This is a genomic window from Rahnella sp. BIGb0603 (genome assembly GCF_024808755.1).
GTDB classification, from domain to species: Bacteria; Pseudomonadota; Gammaproteobacteria; order Enterobacterales; family Enterobacteriaceae; genus Rahnella; species Rahnella contaminans.
The window spans coordinates 57,578-80,952 of record NZ_JANUEX010000008.1 but is presented as its reverse complement, the minus strand read 5'-3'; the positions used below and the strand labels follow the sequence as shown (position 1 = coordinate 80,952).

20 protein-coding genes are annotated in these 23,375 nt (G+C 50.2%); all 20 read left to right on the top strand.

Features of this window, described 5'->3' with window-relative positions; translation table 11 throughout:
- The first annotated feature begins 149 nt into the window (after positions 1-149).
- The 20 genes from M2403_RS19815 (at position 150) to tssE (ending at position 23,324) form a co-directional block, all read left to right on the top strand.
- Entirely contained in the window at positions 150-416 is a 267-nt protein-coding gene (locus M2403_RS19815; RefSeq protein ID WP_217152346.1) for a PAAR domain-containing protein, read from the top strand.
- Between the two features lie 3 nt (positions 417-419).
- On the top strand, positions 420-1,580 hold the full coding sequence (locus M2403_RS19810) for a hypothetical protein (protein ID WP_259230633.1): 1,161 nt from the start codon (positions 420-422) through the stop codon (positions 1,578-1,580).
- Positions 1,564-4,977: an ImcF-related family protein gene (locus M2403_RS19805; RefSeq protein WP_405047845.1), complete on the top strand. Its 3,414-nt coding sequence runs from the start codon at positions 1,564-1,566 to the stop codon at positions 4,975-4,977. Before M2403_RS19810 ends, M2403_RS19805 begins: the two co-directional genes overlap by 17 nt.
- Positions 4,977-6,578 carry a type VI secretion system protein TssA gene (gene tssA, locus M2403_RS19800; protein WP_259230630.1) on the top strand — a complete coding sequence of 534 codons (1,602 nt, stop codon included), beginning with the start codon at positions 4,977-4,979 and terminating at the stop codon, positions 6,576-6,578. The genes M2403_RS19805 and tssA overlap by 1 nt, the downstream gene beginning before the upstream one ends.
- Positions 6,579-6,604: 26 nt before the next feature.
- Positions 6,605-9,337 (top strand): type VI secretion system Vgr family protein, encoded by a 2,733-nt coding sequence (locus M2403_RS19795; RefSeq protein ID WP_259230629.1) that lies wholly within the window; start codon positions 6,605-6,607, stop codon positions 9,335-9,337.
- Entirely contained in the window at positions 9,334-11,220 is a 1,887-nt protein-coding gene (locus tag M2403_RS19790; RefSeq protein WP_259230628.1) for a phospholipase D-like domain-containing protein, read from the top strand. Before M2403_RS19795 ends, M2403_RS19790 begins: the two co-directional genes overlap by 4 nt.
- Positions 11,221-11,309: 89 nt before the next feature.
- Positions 11,310-12,509, top strand: a complete 1,200-nt coding sequence (locus M2403_RS19785) for a sel1 repeat family protein (RefSeq protein ID WP_259230627.1) — start codon at positions 11,310-11,312, stop codon at positions 12,507-12,509.
- 63 nt (positions 12,510-12,572) lie between these two features.
- On the top strand, positions 12,573-13,109 hold the full coding sequence (locus tag M2403_RS24960) for a hypothetical protein (RefSeq protein WP_405047844.1): 537 nt from the start codon (positions 12,573-12,575) through the stop codon (positions 13,107-13,109).
- Positions 13,110-13,256: 147 nt separating this feature from the next.
- The gene (locus tag M2403_RS19775; protein ID WP_405047843.1) at positions 13,257-14,297 is read left to right on the top strand and encodes a DUF2345 domain-containing protein; all 1,041 of its coding nucleotides are present in this window, start codon (positions 13,257-13,259) and stop codon (positions 14,295-14,297) included.
- A 29-nt stretch (positions 14,298-14,326) separates the two neighbouring features.
- Positions 14,327-15,259, top strand: a complete 933-nt coding sequence (locus M2403_RS19770) for a DUF2235 domain-containing protein (RefSeq protein WP_259230626.1) — start codon at positions 14,327-14,329, stop codon at positions 15,257-15,259.
- A gap of 66 nt (positions 15,260-15,325) precedes the next feature.
- Positions 15,326-15,910, top strand: a complete 585-nt coding sequence (locus M2403_RS19765) for a hypothetical protein (protein ID WP_259230625.1) — start codon at positions 15,326-15,328, stop codon at positions 15,908-15,910.
- Positions 15,907-16,551 (top strand): DUF2931 family protein, encoded by a 645-nt coding sequence (locus M2403_RS19760; protein WP_259230623.1) that lies wholly within the window; start codon positions 15,907-15,909, stop codon positions 16,549-16,551. The genes M2403_RS19765 and M2403_RS19760 overlap by 4 nt, the downstream gene beginning before the upstream one ends.
- A 41-nt stretch (positions 16,552-16,592) precedes the next feature.
- Positions 16,593-17,237 (top strand): DUF2931 family protein, encoded by a 645-nt coding sequence (locus M2403_RS19755; protein ID WP_259230622.1) that lies wholly within the window; start codon positions 16,593-16,595, stop codon positions 17,235-17,237.
- Positions 17,238-17,278: 41 nt separating this feature from the next.
- Positions 17,279-17,941, top strand: coding sequence for a DUF2931 family protein (locus tag M2403_RS19750; protein WP_259230621.1), 663 nt, complete (start codon positions 17,279-17,281; stop codon positions 17,939-17,941).
- A gap of 41 nt (positions 17,942-17,982) precedes the next feature.
- Positions 17,983-18,627 carry a DUF2931 family protein gene (locus tag M2403_RS19745; protein ID WP_259230620.1) on the top strand — a complete coding sequence of 215 codons (645 nt, stop codon included), beginning with the start codon at positions 17,983-17,985 and terminating at the stop codon, positions 18,625-18,627.
- Positions 18,628-18,668: 41 nt separating this feature from the next.
- Positions 18,669-19,118: a DUF6396 domain-containing protein gene (locus M2403_RS19740; protein ID WP_405047842.1), complete on the top strand. Its 450-nt coding sequence runs from the start codon at positions 18,669-18,671 to the stop codon at positions 19,116-19,118.
- 436 nt (positions 19,119-19,554) lie between these two features.
- Positions 19,555-21,318 carry a type VI secretion system baseplate subunit TssF gene (tssF, locus tag M2403_RS19735; protein ID WP_217152332.1) on the top strand — a complete coding sequence of 588 codons (1,764 nt, stop codon included), beginning with the start codon at positions 19,555-19,557 and terminating at the stop codon, positions 21,316-21,318.
- Positions 21,282-22,379, top strand: coding sequence for a type VI secretion system baseplate subunit TssG (gene tssG, locus M2403_RS19730; protein ID WP_217152331.1), 1,098 nt, complete (start codon positions 21,282-21,284; stop codon positions 22,377-22,379). Before tssF ends, tssG begins: the two co-directional genes overlap by 37 nt.
- Positions 22,360-22,896 (top strand): type VI secretion system lipoprotein TssJ, encoded by a 537-nt coding sequence (gene tssJ, locus M2403_RS19725; protein WP_254302895.1) that lies wholly within the window; start codon positions 22,360-22,362, stop codon positions 22,894-22,896. The genes tssG and tssJ overlap by 20 nt, the downstream gene beginning before the upstream one ends.
- A 2-nt stretch (positions 22,897-22,898) precedes the next feature.
- Positions 22,899-23,324, top strand: coding sequence for a type VI secretion system baseplate subunit TssE (gene tssE / locus M2403_RS19720; RefSeq protein WP_165062102.1), 426 nt, complete (start codon positions 22,899-22,901; stop codon positions 23,322-23,324).
- The last annotated feature ends 51 nt before the right edge of the window (positions 23,325-23,375 follow it).

Below are 23,375 nucleotides of genomic sequence, written 5' to 3'. Positions count from 1 at the left end.
CCATAATTCTCTTTTAGGTACACAATCAATTACAGCAATAAATATTTCCAAGGACAAATCTCGCACATACCTTGTGGATTTTTCATTCCCTACATAAATCTGACGTCCGCTTCTAAAACAAACACAGCCCACATTTTACTGGAGTACCTATGTCTAAAGGTTTCGTATTACTCGGCGATAAGACAACCCACGGCGGGCAGGTTATATCTGCAACGTCAACGATGCTCGTCAATGGAAAAAAGGTGGCGTTGTTGGGTGATAAAATAAGTTGCCCTATACCATTCCATGGTATCAACGCCATTATCGAAGGGTCTCCGGAATGGATGTCTGATGGCAAGGCAATTGTTGTTAATGGCTGTCGGTGTCAGTGTGGATGCCAGGTCATCTCCAGCTCACCTGATTGCGCTATAGGATAAAATATGGTTTGGGAACGTAAGAAAAACATTATCCCGGATCCCCCTAAGCCTCTTTTGATAAAGAGTTGGTTTTTGGCGGCTATTTTTTCCATCGTCTTCAGCATATTGTTATTTGTACTGCATGCATCAGAAAAACTTTATTTTCTGCAACAAATAAATATTTGGGTCATAACCAGTGTACCAATCGTCTTCTGGGTAATTTCTTTATGCCTATGTAGCTTTTTATATGGACGGGCTTTAAACGAAAACCAATTTTTGAATGCAGAATCACAAAATGCTCAGAAGCAATGGCAAAACTGGGCGGAGCGTTATATCGCCGTCATTGCACACACGATTTTACTGCCGGATAAAATAACATCTTCATTTATAGCTAATGTCCCTAAAAATTTCCCACCGCAATACTCTCTGACAAGGCGTATTTGTTATCTGCCTGATCAAGATGAAATATCAGTTTTACTCCAAAGCATCGCCCCTGCGCTGGAGGTGCTGCCGCCAGAACTTAAGCTGAATATCACTCTTTTAACTGACGCCACAGAGAAGATTCAGCAGCAGCAACTTCAGGCGTTTGCGGCGAGTTGGAGATCCCTGTTGAAAGAACGCCCTGCCCCCGAGAACATCAATGTCAGGACATCATTATCCTACGGCACTCTCGATGACAGATTAAAAGAGGGGGGGGAATCAGCAGACCTGTTGGTAATTTTGCAGCAGCACGGCAAGGAGATGTATTCCGACGGGCTGGGTATTTTTCTCCTGACGACCGATGACGTGGCTCAAAAGTACCTGTTGTCGTTAAAAGGGCGCCTCTTACGACCCATGACTACAGAAGCCAAATCCATTCAGCCAGATTTATCGCTGTTTATGGAGACACAAGTGTTGTCGCAAAAAGCATTAGGGCTCATCGGAGACAGTGTGGAGTTGACCAACCTCACCTCACAGCTTCTCCCCGTGGCGGAAACCTTTGGCACACCACTTACAACGGATACTATTTTGGTTCAGGAACGGTTTACCGGTATTCCTGGTCCTTCCTCTGCCTGGCTGACCGCCGGGCTAGGGCTTGATTTAGCCCTTCATTACTCATCACCTTATCTGGTGTTCGCACGTACAGAGCAACACTGGTTTATCAGTACAGTTTTATCAGGGAGTCATAATGAGATTGTTCAGTAACCCTTGGCGATTAGGCAGCGGAGCTGCCTTGTTGGTCACAATCGCCTGCGCAATAGGCTGGCTTATTTGGCACTATGGTAACCACATTGGCCTGGATAGCCGTGCGCAGAAAATCACGGTGGGTTTACTGGCTGTCCTCGTTATTATAGTGCTCCGGATTGCACCTCAGTTTGTTAGTTTTATTCGTCAGAAAAAGCACCAACAAAAGGGACGAGAAGCGCAGGAATATCCTGAGCAAGAAGCAAGGGTTGAACAAACCCCACCGCGCCATGTCACCGTGACTGAAATCCGTCAGGCATTACGCCAAACTTACGGACGCTTCTGGTTCCGTAAAGTCCGTATTTTACTGCTCACTGGTAGTGCGGCTGATGTGGAGCTACTCACTCCCGGCCTGACGTCACAGTACTGGCAGGAAGACAGCGGCACCGTATTGCTGTGGGGCGGTGATTTAGGTGCACAGGCAGATTCAGCGTGGCTCAGCGCGTTGCGGAGTATCCGCCGCCGTCCGCTGGATGGCGTAGTCTGGGTGACATCTGCGCTGGCTCGAACTACAACTGTCGGTGTGCCTGAAAACAAAAATACGTTATCTGCGGATATGATGGACAGCGTTGCAAAAGCCTTCTCAGCCCGCTTCGAACTTTTGGGCTGGCGGTTGCCGCTGTACGTATGGTCACTGTATTCCAGCATAAAAGATCAGGAAGACCGCATCACGCAGCCCGTGGGGTGTTTGCTCCCTGCCGGATGCAAGCCCGATGAATTAAGCACTCAGCTTGCCGGGCTGATCCCTGTCCTGATTGAACAAGGTACGCAGCAGGTTGGCGCAAAAATCAGTCATTCCTTTTTATTACAACTGGCAGACCAGTTAACACATCTGCCGGAGTCAATCGCCGGGCCGCTGGCCGCACTGTTAAATCCGTACCGCCCTTCTCCGCTGACCGGTGTGATGTTCAGCCCTGCGTCAGTCGATGCGAAGCGTTCGGTGAAACACCATTGGGCGAAGGATAACCGCTGGGATTTGTTGATTGGCTCATTGCTTTCACTGCCTGCAGGTCTTGCCCCAAAAAAACTGGGATTTGCCTGGGGTAGATTGCTGGCGATAGTCACAACCGGCGCGATGGTGTTGTGGGGGGCCGGAATGGTGATGGCTTTTATGGTCAATCGCAACACCATCAATACCAGTGAATCACAAGTGAAACTGGCGGCAAATACAGAGCAACCTCTTCCTGCACGCCTTCAGTCTCAGCTTGATTTACAACATACGCTGGACAGACTCCAGTTCCGCCAAATCAACGGTACGCCCTGGTATAACCGCTTTGGTATGAGCCAGAATGATACGTTACTGGCAGCACTCTGGCCGCACTACGGCGCAAGCGCTCTGCCTTTGCTGCGCGATGCCACCGCGCAGCATCTCTCGGCGCAGCTTGAGACCCTGACACAGCTTCCACCAAATTCCCCGCTGCGCGAAAAACTGATGCGCCCGGCTTATGACCAGTTGAAAATGTATCTGATGCTGGTACGCCCCGAAAAAATGGATGCTGCATGGTTTAGCAAAACGTTGCTGAGTGACTGGCCGCAACGTACCGGCGTACCCGATGGCGTCTGGCAAGGCAACGGGCCCGCCCTGCTCAATTTTTATGCCCGTAATCTTCCCCGACATCCCAGCTGGCGTCTGACGCCCGATGAAAATTTGGTTAATCAGGCGCGCACCCTTCTGATCCGCATGATGGGCGCGCGCAACAGCGAATCGTCGCTTTATCAGAAGATGCTGAGTCAGGTTGCGCATCAGTATGCCGACATGAGCCTGTCAGATATGACCGGCGACACCGATTCATCACGTATTTTCACCACCGAAGAAGTTGTGCCGGGTATGTTCACCCGCAAAGCCTGGGAAGAATCGGTAAAACCGGCAATTGAAAAAGTGGTCAGTGACCGCCGTGAAGAAATGGACTGGGTTCTGAGTGACAGCAAAACGGCTGTGCTGGAGCAGAACTCTCCGGAAGCTCTGCAGGCGCGGTTGAAAGAACGTTACTTCGCAGATTTCTCTTCCAGCTGGCTGGACTTCCTGAACAGTCTGCACTGGCAACCGGCGCAAACATTATCAGATGCTATCGATCAACTGACCCTGATGGCGGACGTGCGTCAGTCACCGCTGGTGGCGTTAATGAATACCCTGAGCATTCAGGGCAAAACCGGGCAAACCAATGAGGCGCTCTCAGACTCACTGGTGAAATCGGCCAAAAATCTGTTAAACCGCGATGAACAACCGGTTATCGATCAGCAGGCTGGTGCGCGTGGGCCACTTGATGCGACTTTCGGCCCGGTGATTGCCCTGACAGACAGTAAGTCAGGTGGGAATACCACTCTGAGTCTGCAAACTTTCCTGACCCGTGTCACGCAGGTTCGCCTGAAACTCCAGCAGGTCGTTAATGCCGCCGACCCGCAGGCTATGACGCAAACCCTAGCGCAGACCGTATTCCAGGGCAAAGCCGTGGATCTGACTGAAACACGTGATTACGGCAGTCTGGTGGCGGCAAGTCTGGGTCAGGAATGGAGCGGGTTCGGACAAACGATATTTGTTCAACCCATGGAACAGGCGTGGCAACAGGTTCTGGCACCGGCCGCTGAGAGCCTGAACGCACAATGGCAGACGGCGATTGTCAATGACTGGAACAGTGCATTTGGAAGTCGCTACCCGTTAAAAGATACCGGCAGTGAAGTCTCACTGCCGCTGATGGCACGCTACCTCAACAACGACAGCGGGCGCATTGCCCTCTTCCTGCAAACCCGCCTGAACGGTGTTCTGCATAAAGAAGGAAGTCATTGGGTTCCGGACAGCATCAATGCGCAGGGTCTGAGCTTCAGCCAGACATTCCTGGATGCCATGGATACGCTGAGCTCCCTGTCTGATGTGGTGTTCACCAACGGTGAAGCGGGTATGCACTTTGAGTTGCGTCCCGGCACAGCCAAAGATGTCATGCAAACGGATTTGGTTATCGATAACCAGAAGCTCAGTTATTACAACCAACTGCCCGTATGGAAACGCTTCACCTGGCCAAATGATACCGAAGCGCCGGGCGCCAGTCTGAGCTGGATCAGTACGCAGGCAGGGACACGCCAGTTTGCTGACCTGCCGGGTGCATGGGGGTTAATCCGCCTGCTCGATAAAGCGTCTGTTACGCCATATCAGGGTGTGAGCAGTAGTTTTAACATTACCTGGAAAGCACCCGATGGCAGGCCATTAAATTACACCTTGCGCACCGAAGCCGGAGAAGGCCCGCTGGCCTTGCTGAAACTGCGTAACTTCAAACTGCCTCCACAAATTTTTCAGGTAAAGGCGGTAGCGCTGGAACCGGCTGAAAAACCTTTTGATCCCGACGCAATCGCTGAGGAACAGTAATGGCCACATTAATCACATTGCAAAACGCTTGTTCTGCAAACCCGGAGTCACTGCTTGAGAAGGCACAACAACAGACCGCTCTTTGGGAAAACTGGCTTCAGCCGGTAACCACAGAAATGCCTGCTGGCGAAGACCCCGGCTACGATGATGACTTCCAGCAGATGCGTGAAGAAGTCAATAAACTCTCTGGCGCAGATACCACACTGACCTGTGAACTGGCCGAAAAACTGCTCACGTCGCACTGCAAAGATGTGCGCGTTGCCACTTACTACATCTGGGCACGCCTGCATCGCGACGGCGAAACCGGGCTGGCGGACGCACTTTCCCTGCTGGCCGGGCTGATTACCCGTTTTGGTGAAACCCTGCACCCACAGCGCGCAAACAGCCGAAAAACGGCACTTGAATGGCTTTCGGGATCGCGCGTTCTGGATAGCTTGTCACTGTTCCCGGAGGTTAACAGCGCTGATTTTTCCCGCATCGTGGGCGCGCTGACACTCATCGAACAGAGGTTAAGCACTTGGGAAGAGTCTTCCAGACCGCAGTTGGGTGCACTATACGCTGTGCTGGAAAACCGTCTCGCGCAGTCCGGTGGCTTTGACGCCGTTGTCCCGCAAAACAGCACTTCGGCAAGCTATCCGACGGGAAACACGTCAGCAGACTCACCCACGCTTAAACCTGTCTCTTCCGGACGCGATTTACTTGAACAGGCCAAACTTCTGGCGAAATACCTGCGCGACCAGCCAGACGGCTGGCTCTCAGGCCATCACCTGATGAAAAGCATTCGTCTGGATACGTTGCATGAATTGCCACCGCTGGCTGCCGATTCGCGCACCCGACTCGCTCCGCCAAAACCGGAAAACCGTGCGCTGCTCAAACGTCTTTATCTGCAACAAAGCTGGCTGGAGTTGTTAGAACAAGCCGACAGCCTTTTCTCACAGGGCGTGAACCATCTCTGGCTGGATTTACAGTGGTATACCCATCAGGCGTTGCTGAAAGCCGGCGCGCCTTATGAACGCTGGGCAGACATTATTCAACAGGACCTGAACGGCTTGTTAACCCGACTACCGGGCCTCGAAGGGCTGGCTTTCAGCGACGGCACTCCATTCGCCGATGAAGTCACGGTGAACTGGATTCACCAGCAGGTGATGACCTCGTCTGAAAACTGGAGTAACGAACCTTCAGCTTCTGCCAATGCAGCAGGTGATGACGACATTCTGCAACTGGAGCCGGAAGCACTGGCTCAGGCCGACAGCGATGGGATCGAAGCGGCACTGAACTGGCTGCAAAACCGCCCCGGCACCCGAACACCACGTCATCAATGGCTAATCCGCCTGTTGATGGCACGCGTCGCCGAACAGTACGGCAAGAACGATATGGCGCTGCATCTTCTCGGTGAACTGGATGGCAACGGAGCCCTGCTGACGCTCGCGCAATGGGAACCCGAACTGCTGTTTGAAGTGAAAGCCCGCCGTCTGAAACTGCTGCGCATGAAAGCCAGCCGCGCGGATACAGATAAACCTCGTTTATACGGTGAAATGGAAAGTTTACTCGCCGGACTTATCGCCCTCGATCCGGCACGTGCTGCGGTGTTGTGCGGTTAAATCATACATAAGGACATGCCCAAACCATGGATATTCTTCAAAATGCGGTGGCGGCCCTGAGCGCCACAACGCCGAACCGTTACCGCCTTGATATTCCCTCCTGTACGTCACCGCTCGACGTTGAAAGCTTGCGCGGTGACGAGGGCATAAGCCGGACATATCGCTACTCCATCACATTCACCAGCACCGACCGCGATATCGACGCCGCTCAAATGTTGCGTAAACCGGTCACGCTGACGATGGGCACCGGACTGCTGCAAAACCTGACCGCCCAAAAAGTTGTCCACGGCGTTATCACGGATTTCCAGCGTATTTCAGGCTCTGCCGACCAGACGCGATTTCAGATTACCCTTGAGCCTTTCCTGGCAATGCTGGGTAACCAGTTCCGCACCCATCGCTTTTTCGTCAATAAATCCGTGCGGGACGTGGTCGAACAGGTGCTTCAGGAGCATGCCCTCAAAGGCTGGGAATATGAATTTAATCTCAGGCAGACTTACCCGGTGCGTGAGCAGATAAACCAGTATCAGGAGAGTGACCTGGCCTTTATCGAACGCCTGCTCTCGGAAGTCGGAATTTTCTATTTCTTCAGCCTGCAACCGGACACACAAACTGAAGTCGTGCACTTTGCCGATAAGCAAAGCGCCTATGAATTCGGGAAAACATTGCCGCTGAACAGTCCGTCTGGCATGAGCGACAGCGGTGCGGAGTCGGTCTGGGGGCTGAGCATCCAGCACAACGTCGTGCAGGCCAGCGTCACCGCCAAAGACTATAACTTCCGCGAAGCGCAAAAGGTCAATCAGTCCGCCAAAGCCGACATGACGCACGGCGACGGTGAAGGGATGCATTATGGTGACGTCTATCACTATAAACCCCGCCATCTGGAGTCCGGTGCGAAGACCAACGCGGCCGCCGAAACGGGTAACTTCATGGCGCAACTCGACCATGAGCGTTTTCTGGCCGCACAGACGCTGATTACCGGCAACAGCACCGACGCAACGCTGCACACGGCGCAGGTGCTCACGGTGACCGACGGCCGCATTCCGTCCACGCTGCCCGAACAGTTATCGCTGCCGATGGTGATTTTGCGCACCGGATTTACCGCCAGCCGCAAAGAGGCACTGAGCGTCACCTTCGCCGCCGTGCCCTTCAGCGAAACGCTGTGCTGGCGCCCCGCGCTCATGCCGCGTCCGAAAGTCAGCGGCACGATGATGGCCCGCGTAACCAGTGCAAAACCGAACGATATCTATGCCTGGCAGGATGCGTCAGGTTTATATCGCGTGAAATTCGATGCCGACCAGGACGATAAAGCGCAGGGTCAGGAAAGCATGCCGGTGCGCTTCGCGAAGCCGTACGGTGGCGACGAATACGGCATTCACTTCCCGCTGATTCAGGGCACGGAAGTCGCCATTGCCTTCCACGACGGCGATCCTGACCGCCCATACATTGCCCATGCCCTTCACGATTCACGTCACGTCGACCACGTGACCGAAACGAATAATACCCGCAACGTCATCCGCACACCGGCAAATAACAAACTGCGGATGGAAGACAGGCGCGGTGAAGAACATATCAAACTCAGCACCGAATACGGCGGCAAAACGCAGCTCAACCTCGGCCACAACGTGGATGCCACGCAGGCAAAGCGCGGTGAGGGTTTCGAACTGCGCACCGACCAATGGGGCGCACTGCGTGCCGGAAAAGGCATTTTCATCAGCGCCGATGCGCAGCCCGCCGCCAGCGGCAAACAGCTGGAAATGGATGACGCTATTGCGCAGCTTGAACAGGCGCTGACGCTGGCACGCACGCTGGCGAAAGCGGCGCAGATTGCCAAAGCGACGCCGGGCGATACCGGCAGCCAGAAAGCGCTGAACGCCTCGCTGGCAAAACTGAAAGCGGCGGGCATTCTGATGTCCGCGCCGCAGGGCATCGGCATCGTCAGCCCGAAAGCCGTACGCGTGGCGTCAGGCAGCGAAAGCGTCGGGATGATGTCGGGCAGCAATACCGATATCAGCAGCGGCAAATCCTTCACCGCCGCGGCGGGCGAAAGCGTCAGCCTGCTGGCACAGAAAGCCGGGATGAAACTCATTGCCGGTAAAGGGAAAGTGGATATTCAGGCGCAGGACGACGAACTGTCCGCACTGGCGAAAAACGATATCACCGTCACCAGCGCAGAAGGAAAAATCACGGTCACCGCCTCGGAAGAGCTGCTCCTGACCTGCGGCGGCGGTTACATCAAACTCAGCGGCGGGAATATCGAGATTGCCGATCCGCAAAACATCTTATTTAAGTCAGCCAACTGGCAAAAGATGGGGCCGGCGAGTTTAAACCCATCTACGCCTCCAATGCCGAACAGTGAGATGTTTATCGCCGATCCTGACGTTACCCCGCAGCCATTGCGCATCAGTGTTCCGCAAGCGCCGAACGCACCGGACTCCAGTTGGGCTGGCATGCCTTACACCCTGTATGCCGATGGTGCACTGTTCCAGAAAGGGGTGCTGGACAAAACCGGCCATCTGGACATTGAGCACCAGACAACCACCAAAAACTACCGTATGGAAATGGCAAACGGTATCAGCTATCAGATCCCCGTCGTCGGTGCTTACCGCAACGCGGAGCAAGGGAAGATGGCGAACCGCGGTCTGCAGAATCATAGCCCGGACACCAGCCCGGACGTGAACCAACCGGCCTCACACACTGAACTCCGTAATGTGTATGACGAACTTCTGAAAGGCCTCAGCGATAAGGAAGAAAGCGAATGAGCCAACATGACATAGTGTCTCCCATTGCCCTGTCTGATACGGACCAGTGCACAATCATTCCCCCGTGGTTTGTTGAAGAAACTGAATATCATCCCACGCAAGCCACTTACCTGCCGCTGGTCAACGGTGAAGAAGCCTTCCGGGCGGTGCATGAAGCCATCGCTAATGCAAAGAAGACCGTCGATATCATCTGCTGGGGGTTTCAGCCCTCGATGTACTTTATCCGTGACGGCAAAGAACCCTGCATTGGTGAATTACTCATCAACATTGCCCGTGATAAAAACATTCAGGTCCGTATTCTGGGGTGGGAATCACCTTTCAACTCCGGCGGGGCAGCTGCGGGTGAGTCTAATGTACCCGGTAAGGATATCATCAGGATTGGTGACAGGGAGGGCCAAACCGCTACCGATAAACAACATGCTTATGACCGGGAGTGGTTCAAAATGTTTTCAAATTCTGGTGAATTGAAAAAAGCAATTAATGGCCCCATCGTTAGCCCCAGCGAACCTGCACGAAATTCCCCAACCCTCACCCCTGTATTTGTCGGGCGCGGGTTTGACTTACTTGAGCGCGCCGAAATTGCTTACCGGGAAATGTTGCTCAGCGTTGACAGTGGCCTCTCCTTTTTGTCAGCGGCTGCTATGACAGTCGCCCCTACCCATCATCAGAAGACCGTGCTGGTAGATTATGAATTACCGGAAGATGCTGTTGGTTTCGTGATGGGACATAACATGCTGGACGAATACTGGGATACAGATGCGCACTCAGCGAAGCGTCGTCCATCAGATACAGGTAAATGGCTAAAGGATGAAGACACATGCGAGCCTGATAAAGGGCCGCGTGGTAAATGGCCACGGCAGGATATGTCCTGCAGGGTGACTGGCCCGATCCTCGAACACCTTCATCAAAATTTTGCCCGCGCCTGGAACAGGGAAACCGAGGAAAATCTGCTTCTGTCACGTGATGCCAAAGCCGCCGCTAAAAAGCTCAAACCACGGGCGGACAACGGTACTCCGGTGATGGCCCAGCTCCTTCGTACGCAGTTGCGGGAAGGTAAGCGCGATATCGAAAAGCTTTATCTGAAAACGGTGAATAACGCAACGCAGTATATCTACATTGAGAACCAGTACTTTCGCTGGCCACCGCTGGCTGAAGCGATTAAAAAGACGGTTTCCGCGCAGATTGAGGCCGGGCGTGATCCAAAAAAATATGACCCTTTGTATCTGTTTGTGGTGTCAAACGTTACGGATGAAGGTATCGGGGCAGGTACCATAAATACTCAACGTATGCTCGAAAGCCTTGGCCGTGCAGATACAATCCCCGAAGTGACGAAACAGCGTAAAATTGAACAAGTTAACCTTCAAATGGGAGGCAGTAGCGATTATCCGACTGATACGAATAAATACCTTCAGGACATGCTTAAACAGCAATCTGAAAATAATGAAAAAATTAAGGAAATAAAAGACAGTCAGATCATACCAATATCCATCCCAGGCCTAAAAACGCATATTTGCTCGTTGGTAGCCCCGGACTCTCCGGCAGATAAATGGATGCCAGTATATGTTCACTCAAAAATAATGATTATCAATGATGTATTTACCACGCATGGCTCGGCCAATATCAATACCCGCAGTATGGAAACCGACAGCGAAATGAACATCGCTCACGATTGGGGTGATGTGACTAAATCTTTGAGACAGCGATTATGGAAATTACATACTAACGGGGTGGGAATGCAGGATGACCCTGCTGAAGCTTTTTTGTCGTGGGAAAGGATCCTCAAACAGAACGAAGATAACCAACAACCTGCAACCAAAGCAGCCCCTGAGGCTTCATTGGTTAAGTTCTTATATAACGAACCAACGCTAAAGGATCAGGACTGATGCCCCGGTTTTTATTGTTTTCTTTTCTTCTACTTGCAGCCTGTGATCAAAGTATTCCTTCCCAAAATTCAGGAACCAAGGAAGTCCCTATGGCCCAACTTTCCGATAACGATTCTAAATTGGCGTTTACCTGCAAGCATGAAACCATCCCGGAGGCATCCGCTGATGCCGACGTGTTGTTTAAATATGCCCGCTGGCTGCAAAAAAATAATCTTCTGAAACAAGACAAAGTCGTAGATGAAGAAATCGAACGCTTGTACCGAATTGCAGCTGAAAACAGTCATTATAAAGCCAGCATCAACCTGCAAAATGGCTCAATGCGTGGACAATATTCCCTAACCGCAGATGAACGTCTACGTTTTAGCCAGCAATTGGTTAATGCAAAAGTTGCGACTGGTTATTACTTTCTCGCCATCTACCTTCAACATGGCACAGCCGGATTACAGGAAGACCAGGAACTGGCTTTACGTTACTACCGCAAAGCAGCAGATGAAGGTAATCCAGAAGGTCAGGCCTTTGTCGGTGAGAAGATGGCTGGAGGATTAGGTATAGCTCCAGAAGTTGGTCGACAGATGCGCCATTGTGCCGCTGTTCAAGGCAATGGGGAGGCTGCAGGTTCTCTGGGCGTTAATTTAAAAGGTTTGCGGCGATACCAGGAAGCTCTTGAAGCATTTCAATTAGGCGTTGCCGCAGGTGATGAAACATCTGCAGGTTGGTTAAGTGCTGCATTTTCCGGCCCCGAACCGACCAATACACTAGACTATTTAGCGCTGAAAAAAGACCCTGAGCGCGCCCGGCGCTATAAAGCAATCTGGAAAGTATTATCGAATGCCTCTTATGCCAGCCCTAAAGTCCCTGAAATCAACGATATCGTCCCGCTCCCACCTGCCTCGCTGCCCGCCTGGGACGGTAAGCTGAAATGGGTCGAAGCAGATGATGCCAATATAGCGCCACCAAGACCCAGCGGAGCCCTGATTGAGCAACTGGCTAAAGATAAACAGCTCAACCCTGAAACCGGCAGGCCGCTGCCGACCTCGCCAGATTTTAATCAAACCGCTGCCGTACATTTGCTGTGTAAAACCGGTGAACCCTGCCCGAAAAGCGGTTACTGGCAGATTGCCTGGCTACCGCGTGAAGGGCTCAGCCAGAGCGCCATTATCGCGTTCCGCGAAGGTGACATTATGCCCACTGATCGGGTGGATTTTTACCGCCCACGCATGTGGCCGCTTAGCGACAAACATGTCCAGCAGGACCAGCACGTCGAGTGGCGGTTCGTAGGCGAGGTGTAATTTCCCTTCGTGACAGGTCAGCAGCAGTTCCCCTCAACGGATATAAAGCAAGGAATGCAGATAATGAATATCTACAAAGCCACCCCACGGATGCACCGCCTCCTGCTGCTCTTCTGCTTGCTGCTGGCAGGCTGTGATCAGGGAAAAGCCCCGGCATCAGTCAATAAAAGTCCGGCGATGGATCCGCTTTCCACTATCAACGCCCGTCTGGCCTTTAACTGCAAACACGAAACCATCCCGGAGGCTTCCGCTGATGCCGACGTGTTGTTTAAATACGCCCGCTGGTTACAGAAAAACAATCTGCTTAAGCAAGACAAAGCGACAGATGCACAAACCGAGCGTTTATACCGCATTTCAGCGTCAAACGGGCATGTTAAAGCCAGTATCAACCTGCAAAATGGCGCGATACGAGGCCAGTTCAATCTTAGTTCAGACGAACGTCTGCGAATGAGCCAGAAACTGATTGAAGCGAAAGTGGCGACCGGTTACTACTTTATCGCTATATATCTTGAACGCGGTGCGGCCGGATTACAGCAAAATCCGGACATGGCACTGCGCTACTACCGCAAAGCGGCGGATGAAGGAAACCCTCAAGCATAAGCTTATGTAGGTCATAGGCTTGCTCCAGTTAAAATGTCACCGGAAATTGCTCGTCAGATGCGCCGTTGTGCAGCTGAACAGGGTAATGGTGAAGCTGCACAGGCTCTTGGGATCGATCTTCAAATTGATGGATTATATAAGGAGGCGATGGAGGCATTTCAACTGGGCGTAGCGGCAGGTAATGAAAGCGCTTCCAGTTTCTTAGAGCATGGGTTTGACGACTCTGAGCCGACCAATGGTTTGTATTATTTGGGTCAGCAGAAAGATCTTGAGCGAGTTCGGCGCTACAAGGCAATCTGGAAAGTATTATCGAGTGCCTCTTATGCAAGTCCCAAAGTCCCAGAAATCAACGATATCGTCCCGTTGCCACCTGCCCCGCTGCCCGCCGCCAGCGGCAAACAGCTGGAAATGGATGACGCTATTGCGCAGCTTGAACAGGCGCTGACGCTGGCACGCACGCTGGCGAAAGCGGCGCAGATTGCCAAAGCGACGCCGGGCGATACCGGCAGCCAGAAAGCGCTGAACGCCTCGCTGGCAAAACTGAAAGCGGCGGGCATTCTGATGTCCGCGCCGCAGGGCATCGGCATCGTCAGCCCGAAAGCCGTGCGCGTGGCGTCAGGCAGCGAAAGCGTCGGGATGATGTCGTGCAGCAATACCGATATCAGCAGCGGCAAATCCTTCACCGCCGCGGCGGGCGAAAGCGTCAGCCTGCTGGCACAAAAAGCCGGGATGAAACTCATTGCCGGTAAAGGGAAAGTGGAAATTCAGGCGCAGGACGACGAACTGTCCGCACTGGCGAAAAACGACATCACCGTCACCAGCGCAGAAGGAAAAATCACGGTCACCGCCTCGGAAGAGCTGATCCTGACCTGCGGCGGCGGCTACATCAAACTCAGCGGCGGGAATATCGAGATTGCCGATCCGCAAAACATCCTGTTTAAGTCGGCCAACTGGCAAAAGATGGGGCCGGCGAGTCTGAATACTCCTCCGGTGACGTTGCCGGAAGGCTACGGTGCAGTTTATGTGTTGCAGGATGAAGAAGGAAAAGCTATTCCACTCACTGAATACCGCATAACAACGGCAGAAGGAACAATTTATACAGGCGTTTCTGATAAAAACGGTAAGACAGCGCCAGTCTATACCGCGGCTCCGGACAGGATGAATATAGAAATTCTGGGCACTAAATAGGACGATATTAAATTCAAGGAAATTGCAGAATGGCACAACGTAATACATGGGAAGCCAGTGATGGTCAGCATACCTCTGACGTAAAAGTTTCAGAAAAAATCGTGATTTGTAAGCGTAAAGAAGTGCCCGGCATCACGCTCACCATCGGCATGTTTTTTGATGGCACTGGTAATAATGTTTTCAATATAGACAAGCGCCTCCTTGAGACCTGCACCCATATGGATGTGGGAATGAATACTGAAGACGCGGCATCCTGTGCCCAAAAACTGGGTAAAAGCGGTAATGGTGCAGGGAGTTATCTTGGGTATTATTCGAATATTCATTGGTTGAATACTCTTTATTCGATTGATGATGAAATAGTTGAAGAGCAGTTATTATATCAACGAGCAGTTTACATCCAGGGAATAGGCACCCAAAAGGATAAGGATGACAGCCCTATAGGTATGGGTTTAGGGGTATTGTTTGAAGGGGTCGTAGATAAAACGGATGAAGGTATTGCACAAATAGCAAATGAAATTAGTTTATTGCTTAAAAAAAGTGACGGTATTACATGCGCTATAGAAAAAATTCAGTTTGATATCTTCGGCTTTAGCCGCGGTGCTGCTGCTGCCCGTCACTTCGCAAACCGCGTCAGAAACGGCGATCAGGCCATTCAGGAAGCAATAACGAAAGGGCTTGATGGTAGAAATCAGCATGGAAAACCCGCAGGAGAAGTTCGTTTCCTTGGGCTATTCGATACTGTGTGTGCAGTTGGCGGTGTAAAAAACATGCTGGACATCCACGGTGGAGTAAATCCCGGTATTGAGCTGGCACTGCCGAAGGATATTGCACAAAACGTGTTTCAGATTACGGCAATGAACGAATGCCGTTATAACTTTAGTCTTAACAGTGTTAAAGAATCCTGGCCTGAGCTTCCCCTGCCCGGCGTGCATTCCGATATTGGCGGTGGCTATAACCCGTAAGAAAAAGAATATCTGTTTCTCACCAAACCTGAATTTGAAACCGTCAGTGAAAATATTCCTGCTGAGATGACGGATATTTACCGTCATTGCGAAGCTGAAGTTCCGGATTTACAGAAATTATCAAATCTGGGCTCTGTTATTCCTTCGGGAGTGGTAAAGGTCGAAACATGGTATGACTACCTGGTTAATCCGGATAAGAAACGGGCCGGCATTACTGAAAAGCGTGTTGGTGCAGCGGTCACTCTGGAACGGGTGGTCACGAATGACTGGTCAAAAATCACCTTACGGGTAATGTTTGATACTGCGCAGGACGCTGGATGTGCGTTTGATCCTATTCGTAATACGAATACAGATTTGAAATTGCCACCAGAATTGGAACCTCTTTGCCAAAAAGCCGTTATCCAGGCAAAAAAGGTTGTAGTTGGAGGAACGCCCGCTCCTTTTTCCCCGGATGAAATGAAACTGATTGGTAAATACCTACATTGTTCAGCCAACTGGAATGCGGTGGCATTTAAAGATGTCTGGCTCGACGGGAACAACGTAAAAGTCATATATGGCGCGGCAAAAACCACTGAGCTGTTTGGCTTTGTCAATCGCCCCAATCCGGGGTGGGTTCGTGCCGTATGGAATATGCAGGGAGAAGTAGCATGAAAATAATAACAGGTCTGTTATCGCTGTTGCTGCTGGCAGGCTGCAGCAGCAATGCACAGACGCAGAAAGGGAATTTTAAAGCCCCCTGGGATGAATGGTATTTCACATTTTCAACCCCCAAGGCTCTGCCTGCCCAGGTCACACTGGTGAAACTGCTGGATACTGATGGCTATGGATATGTTTTCCAGACCATAGACCAGCCGCAGGGGAAAAGCGTAGGAGCCTGGAGCAAATACATTGGGAAGGGTTTTTCTACGTTTAATAAGGCAAAAGCGCCACCGCAAATGATAAAATTTTGCTGGGATTCAATTATCGATAAAAAGGTCTATGAAACAACATTATTCTTCCCACCTGGCATACAGAATAAAATGATTAGTAAAGAGCCGGACTGGTATAACGCGAAAGAAACTTATTATTTCCGTTATATGGTGATTGGTCTGGCACCAGAAGGGAAAGTTCGGGTGTGGTTGCAGAACAATGGCAAACCTAACTTATTGCAAAGCAGTACAAAAATAACCACCGTTTCTGGTAAAGATTTGGACATGTGTAAAGGAGTGACTAAAAGTGATTTTAGCTATGATTACGATGACGATATCAAAGCCTTCATAAAAGACAAAAAATATCCCTACGGAAGCTGGTGAGTCATTATCGTATGTATACAGATTACGCAGGAAGAAGAAGCATGAAAATAATAACAGGTCTGTTATCGCTGTTGCTGCTGGCAGGCTGCAGCAGCCATGCACAGACGCAGAAAGGGAATTTTAAAGCCCCCTGGGATGAATGGTATTTCACATTTTCAACCCCCAAGGCTCTGCCTGCCCAGGTCACACTGGTGAAACTGCTGGATACTGATGGCTATGGCTATGTTTTCCAGACCATAGACCAGCCGCAGGGGAAAAGCGTAGGAGCCTGGAGCAAATACATTGGGAAGGGTTTCTCTCCGTTTAATAAGGCAAAAGCGCCACCGCAAATGATAAAATTTTGCTGGGATTCAATTATCGATAAGAAGGTCTATGAAACAACATTATTCTTCTCACCTGACACACAGAATAAAATGATCAGTACAGAGCCGGACTGGTATAACGCGAAAGAAACTTATTATTTCCGTTATATGGTAATTGGTCTGGCACCAGAAGGGAAAGTTCGGGTGTGGTTGCAGAATAATGGCAGACCTAATTTATTGCAAAGCAATACAAAAATAACCACTGTTTCAGGTAAAGATCTGGATATGTGTAAAGGAGTGACTAAACACCCGGACGGGTATATTTACTACGGCGATACGCCCGATTTTATAAAAGATAAAGAATATCCATATGGAAGCTGGTGAGTCATTATCGTATGTATACAGATTACGCAGGAAGAAGAAGCATGAAAATAATAACAGGTCTGTTATCGCTGTTGCTGCTGTTGCTGCTGTTGCTGCTGGCAGACTGCAGCAGCCATGCACAGACGCAGAAAGGGAATTTTAAAGCCCCCTGGGATGAATGGTATTTCACATTTTCAACCCCCAAGGCCCTGCCTGCCCAGGTCACACTGGTGAAACTGCTGGATACTGATGGCTATGGCTATGTTTTCCAGACCATCGATCAGCCGCAAGGTGATAGCGTGGGCAAATGGGACTCACATAATGGCCTGGGTTTTTCACCATTCAACAAAGCAAAAGCACCACCGCAAATGATTAAATTTTGCTGGGATTCAATTATCGATAAAAAGATCTATGAAACAACATTATTCTTCTCGCCTGACACACAGAATAAAATGAGCAGTTCAGAGCCAGACTGGTATAACGCGAAAGAAACTTATTATTTTCGTTATATGGTGATTGGTCTGGCACCAGAAGGGAAAGTTCGGGTGTGGCTGAAGAATAATGGTAATCCTGATTTATTACAAAGCAGTACAAAAATAACCACCGTTTCAGGTAAAGATCTGGATATGTGTAAAGGCGAAACAAATTTTCCTGATGGATATGAGTATAGTGAGGGTATAAAGTCATTTATAAAAGACAAAAAATATCCCTACGGAAGTTGGTGAGTCACTATCGTATGTATACAGATTACACAGGGAGAAGAAGCATGAACATAATAGCAGGTCTGTTATCGCTGTTGCTGCTGGCAGGTTGCAGCAGCCATGCACAGACGCAGAAAGGGAATTTTAAAGCCCCCTGGGATGAATGGTATTTCACATTTTCAACCCCCAAGGCTCTGCCTGCCCAGGTCACACTGGTGAAACTGCTGGATACTGATGGCTATGGCTATGTTTTCCAGACCATAGACCAGCCGCAGGGGAAAAGCGTAGGAGCCTGGAGCAAATACATTGGGAAGGGTTTCTCTCCGTTTAATAAGGCAAAAGCGCCACCGCAAATGATAAAATTTTGCTGGGATTCAATTATCGATAAGAAGGTCTATGAAACAACATTATTCTTCTCACCTGACACACAGAATAAAATGATCAGTACAGAGCCGGACTGGTATAACGCGAAAGAAATTTATTATTTCCGTTATATGGTAATTGGTCTGGCACCAGAAGGGAAAGTTCGGGTGTGGTTGCAGAATAATGGCAGACCTAATTTATTGCAGAGCAATACAAAAATAACCACCGTTTCAGGTAAAGATTTGGATATGTGTAAAGGCGAAACAAATTTTCCTGATGGGTATGAGTATAGTGAGGGTATGAAATCATTTATAAAAGACAAAAAATATCCCTACGGAAGCTGGTGAGTCATTATCGAATGTATACAGATTATGCAGGGAGAAGAGGCATGAACATAATAACAGGTCTGTTATCGCTGTTGCTGGCAGGCTACAGCGGTCATGCACAGACGCAGACACTTACCCTGAGTCGTTACTCCTACGCTCACCCCAAAGTGCCTGAAATCAACGATATCGTCCCGTTGCCACCTGCCCCGTTGCCCGCCTGGGACGGTAAGCTGAAATGGGTCGAAGCCCGTGAAGCCAATGTACCGCCCACTAAACCCGGCGAAGCCCTGATTGAGCAACTGGCTAAAGATAAACAGCTCAACCCTGAAACCGGCAGGCCGCTGACGACCTCATCGGATTTTAATAAAACCGCTGCCTTACATTTGCTGTGTAAAACCGGTGAACCCTGCCCGAAAAGCGGCTACTGGCAGATTGCATGGCTGCCGCGTGAAGGACTCAGCCAGAACGCCATTCCTGCCTTCAGCGGGTATGACCTCCTCAATATTGGGTAAAACAATGGCGAGCATATATAAATATCGAGAACTTAATTATCGCCCAAAAAAAATAATAGCAGATGATGAATAAATAAAAAAAATCACTCATTCATTGACTAACGGGAGAAATATTTCGGAATAAAAAGACATCATTGCGCGGTCCATATCATAAAAGAACCTCCTAACATAGGTAATAGAAAAACCAATGACCCATTTCACTCAAGGAGCAATAAGCAATTCAGAAAATAGATAAACAGCGAATTGCACGACAGGTAATTTACTCAATGAATTAATGATAATTTGAAAAGATTTCATTTATTCAAGTTAAAATAAAACCCACTTCCACACATAATTTTTTATAAGACCATTAGCCTATTTAATCATTCAGTAATCCGATGCGACTTTGGCCATTTACTTATCAGTCGCAACAGAAATCAATTTATTCTGGAATAAAATGAAAGATCAAACCCTGCGTTATTACGATGCTGAAATGCGCTATTTGCGTGATGCAGCTAAAGAGTTTGCACAAACTCATCCTGACCGGGCGGCGATGCTCGATCTCGATAAACCCGGAATCCCTGATCCTTACGTAGAACGTCTCTTCGAAGGTTTTGCCTTTTCGATGGGCAGACTACGCGAAAAAATTGATGACGACTTGCCGGAGTTTACCGAAGGACTGGTGAGCATGTTGTGGCCGCACTATCTGCGCACCATTCCCTCACTTTCTATCGTGGCACTTACGCCTGATGTCCCCGCAATGAAAATGGACGAGATTGTTCCCGTCGGCATGGAGGTTTACTCCCGCCCTGTCGGGCCCAAAAACACTGTCTGTCAGTATCGAACGACACGCGACGTCGTACTTAATCCGCTGGTTGTTTCTAAAGTAACGATGGCAACGGAACCTGATGGGCGTTCTGTACTCCGTCTGCGTCTGACGTGCAGTTCACAGGCCGACTGGTCACAGGTCGATTTGCGACACCTGTGTTTTTATCTGGCAAGTGATGCGCCGGTCAGCAGTGCGCTGCATCTGGCGCTCACCCGCTCCCAGGCGGCACTTTATCTGCGCCTCCCCAATCAGGATGACCGGATAAAACTGGATGGCTGGTTCGCTCCCGGCGGTTTTGCCGACGAGGATCTGCTGTGGCCAAAAGGTGATAGTGCATTCAGCGGCTATCAGTTACTGCTGGAATATTTCACCTTCCGCGAAAAGTTTATGTTTGTACACCTTAACGGGCTGGAAGACATAACGTTGCCTGCCGGCATCCCTTATTTTGATGTCGAAGTTGTGTTGAACAATCAGTGGCAAAGCGATTTACCGGTGACTGACGATGCCCTTCAGCTGCACTGCGTACCGGTCGTAAACCTGTTCACGCTGGAAGCTGATCCGCTGATTGTAAACGGGTTGGAAAATGAGTATCTGCTTCGCCCGCGCCGTTTGCAGGACGGCCACACCGAAATCTATTCCGTAGACTCAGTAATCGGATCGCAACGTACGGCAGACGCTACTTATGTCCCATTTACCAGTTTCCGTCACCGCGGCGGCATGCAAAGACGCCATGCACCCGAGCGCTTTTTTCATACCCGCGTGAAGCGTGGCGTAACAGGATTGCACGATACCTGGCTGATTTTGGGCGGGCAGCAATGGGAAGCTGACAGACTCTTTGCACGTGAGGCGGTTTCGCTCAAAATTACGGGCACCAACGGTCAGTTACCCCGTAAAGCATTGCAAAGCACCCTGCTCGACCGGTGTGAAATGGTGCTCCAGACTCCCTTAAAAGTGCGCAATCTCTGCAAGCCAACACTGCCCTCGTACCCGCCCGCCGAAGATCATTTCCAGTGGCGTGTACTGAGTCACCTCGGTTCCAGTTATCTCAATCTGATGAGCAGCGCGGAAGTATTGCGAGGGACACTTGAACTGTATAACTGGCAAGGCGACGAAATGAATAACCGCCGCCTGGATGGCATCCAGCATGTGCAGCATCACCAGATCCAACGTTTTGAAAAAGGTTTTCTGCTGCGCGGTATCGATATCGAAATCACATTGGACGGAAATGGTTTTACCGGCGATGGCGATATCCATCTGTTCGGCGAAATGCTCAACCGTTTCTTCGCTCTTTATGCTGATATTCATTTATTCAATCAGTTAACCCTCATTGTCCAGCCTGCCGGGAAATGTATCCGATGGAAAGAGAACCACAATCAGCGCCTGCCAGGCTGATCGAACAACTGAAAGATTCGCTCCCTTACACTCAATTTTATCGCTTCTGCCAGTTGATTGAGCAAAGTCAGCCAGAAGCACCCGCATTGGGCAGCCACTGGCAGGTCCGGCATGATCCGATCCGTTTTCGTCCGCATCCGGGAATGGGATTTCCCGCCAGTGAATTCAAACGGGTCGAAATACCCGATCAACCGCATCTTCCCCCCACTATCCGGACCACATTTATGGGGCTGTATGGTGTGGAATCGCCGCTTCCGACATCGTATATCGACGATATAACTCAGCGCCGCGAAGGGTATGAGGCCGTCAGCGATTTTTTAGATATTTTTAACCACCGTCTGATCACCCAGTACTACCGCATTTGGCGAAAGTATTCTTACCCGGCGAGTTTCACCACTGGCGGTACGGACAAAACGTCGAAATACCTGCTCAGCCTTTGTGGCCTGGGTATTGAGGGTTGTGCGCATAACATTGCTACACCCGTCTCACGTTTTCTGGCGCTGACCAGCATGATGAGGCTGCCCACCCGAACCAGCGAAGGCATTATCGCGCTGGTGCAGTTGCTGGCACCGGATACAGAGGCCAAAGTCATACCCCATGACCACTGCCGTATTCCCCTGCATAAACCGCTGACTATGTGCGCGCGTCAACCGGTAAATATGAGCAACAGTCCGGTGATGGGCAATCATGCGACAGATGTTAACAGTCAGGTATTACTACAACTGAAAACTGATAACCCCGATGAATCAAGAGAGTGGTTGCCTGGCGGGCAATTGCATACCGACTTACTGGCTTTATTGCAGGTGTATCTGGGATCACGGTTACATGTACGTTTACAGTTGTCCGTTTTGCGAACTTTATTACCTGATGCCCGGCTTTCTTGCCAGCCCAAAAGTTCTGGCATTTTGCTTGGCAGAACCGCAGTGATGCGTTCGCTGCGAACTCGTTCAGCGCTGCAAATCAAAACCGAAATGATCACAATTAATCTTGGCCGCTATCAGCGCATTCAGGAAAATATTCACCGAAGGGAGACCGATGAACATGGCGATTACCGCTGGTAAAACCCGCTTAGCGTTACTGACACTTGCAACAATTTCAATGCTGAGCGGGTGCGGGCTGACACAAAAAATCAGCGATGGCACTGTGTCCATGACCAAATCTATTTTCTACAAACAGATAAAAACTCTGCACCTGGATATCAGGGCACGGGATGCCATCAACAACAATGACAGCGGTGCTCCGCTGGCAACTGTGGTGCGTATTTATCAGTTAAAGGACAGAAAAGTCTTCGACGGCACGGATTATCCTTCTCTGTTCGCTGAAGACAGCCAGGCAATCAAAGCCGATCTGATCTCTGAAAAAGATATCCGAATTCGTCCCGGCGCTGCCGTTACGATTGATGTTCCAATGGATGAAAAAACTGAGTTCGTCGCCATCGCCGGACTTTTCCTGGCACCCGATATTGCTAACAATACCTGGCGCGTGGTGCTGAGCCGTGAAGATCTTGATCCGGATAAAGCTCGTGATATTGAGCTGAACAATCATGGACTCACGCTTCTCCCTCTCAAGGATGACTAACTATGTCTCAACCTTCTCTTTACGAAATGCTGCTGGGCAATTTCGCCGGCGGCCTCGATCTTCACCATGTGAGCGAAAAGAATCAGGTGATTCTCTCGGTTCTCGACAATATGCAGCGCATCCTTAACTGCCGCGCAGGCACGCTCAGTCATTTACCCGACTACGGCTTACCGGACATGAGTAAGATTTTGCAGGGAATGCCCGGCACAGCACATTCCCTGATGAACGTTCTGTCAGAAACACTGCTGAAATACGAACCTCGGGTAAAGAGAATTAACGTCATATTATTGCCCCAATCCCGGCCAGGTCAGTTGGAATATGCCATTGACGCAGAGCTTAAAGAGTTCGGTTTAATTCGATTTGGTACAGAATTTATGCCGGAAGGTCGGGTACTTATGCGGCATATGAAACAGCAGAATTATGTGTGATAGCCAGATTTGATTCTGAATATCACCTCTAATCATCAATGACAGAGGAAA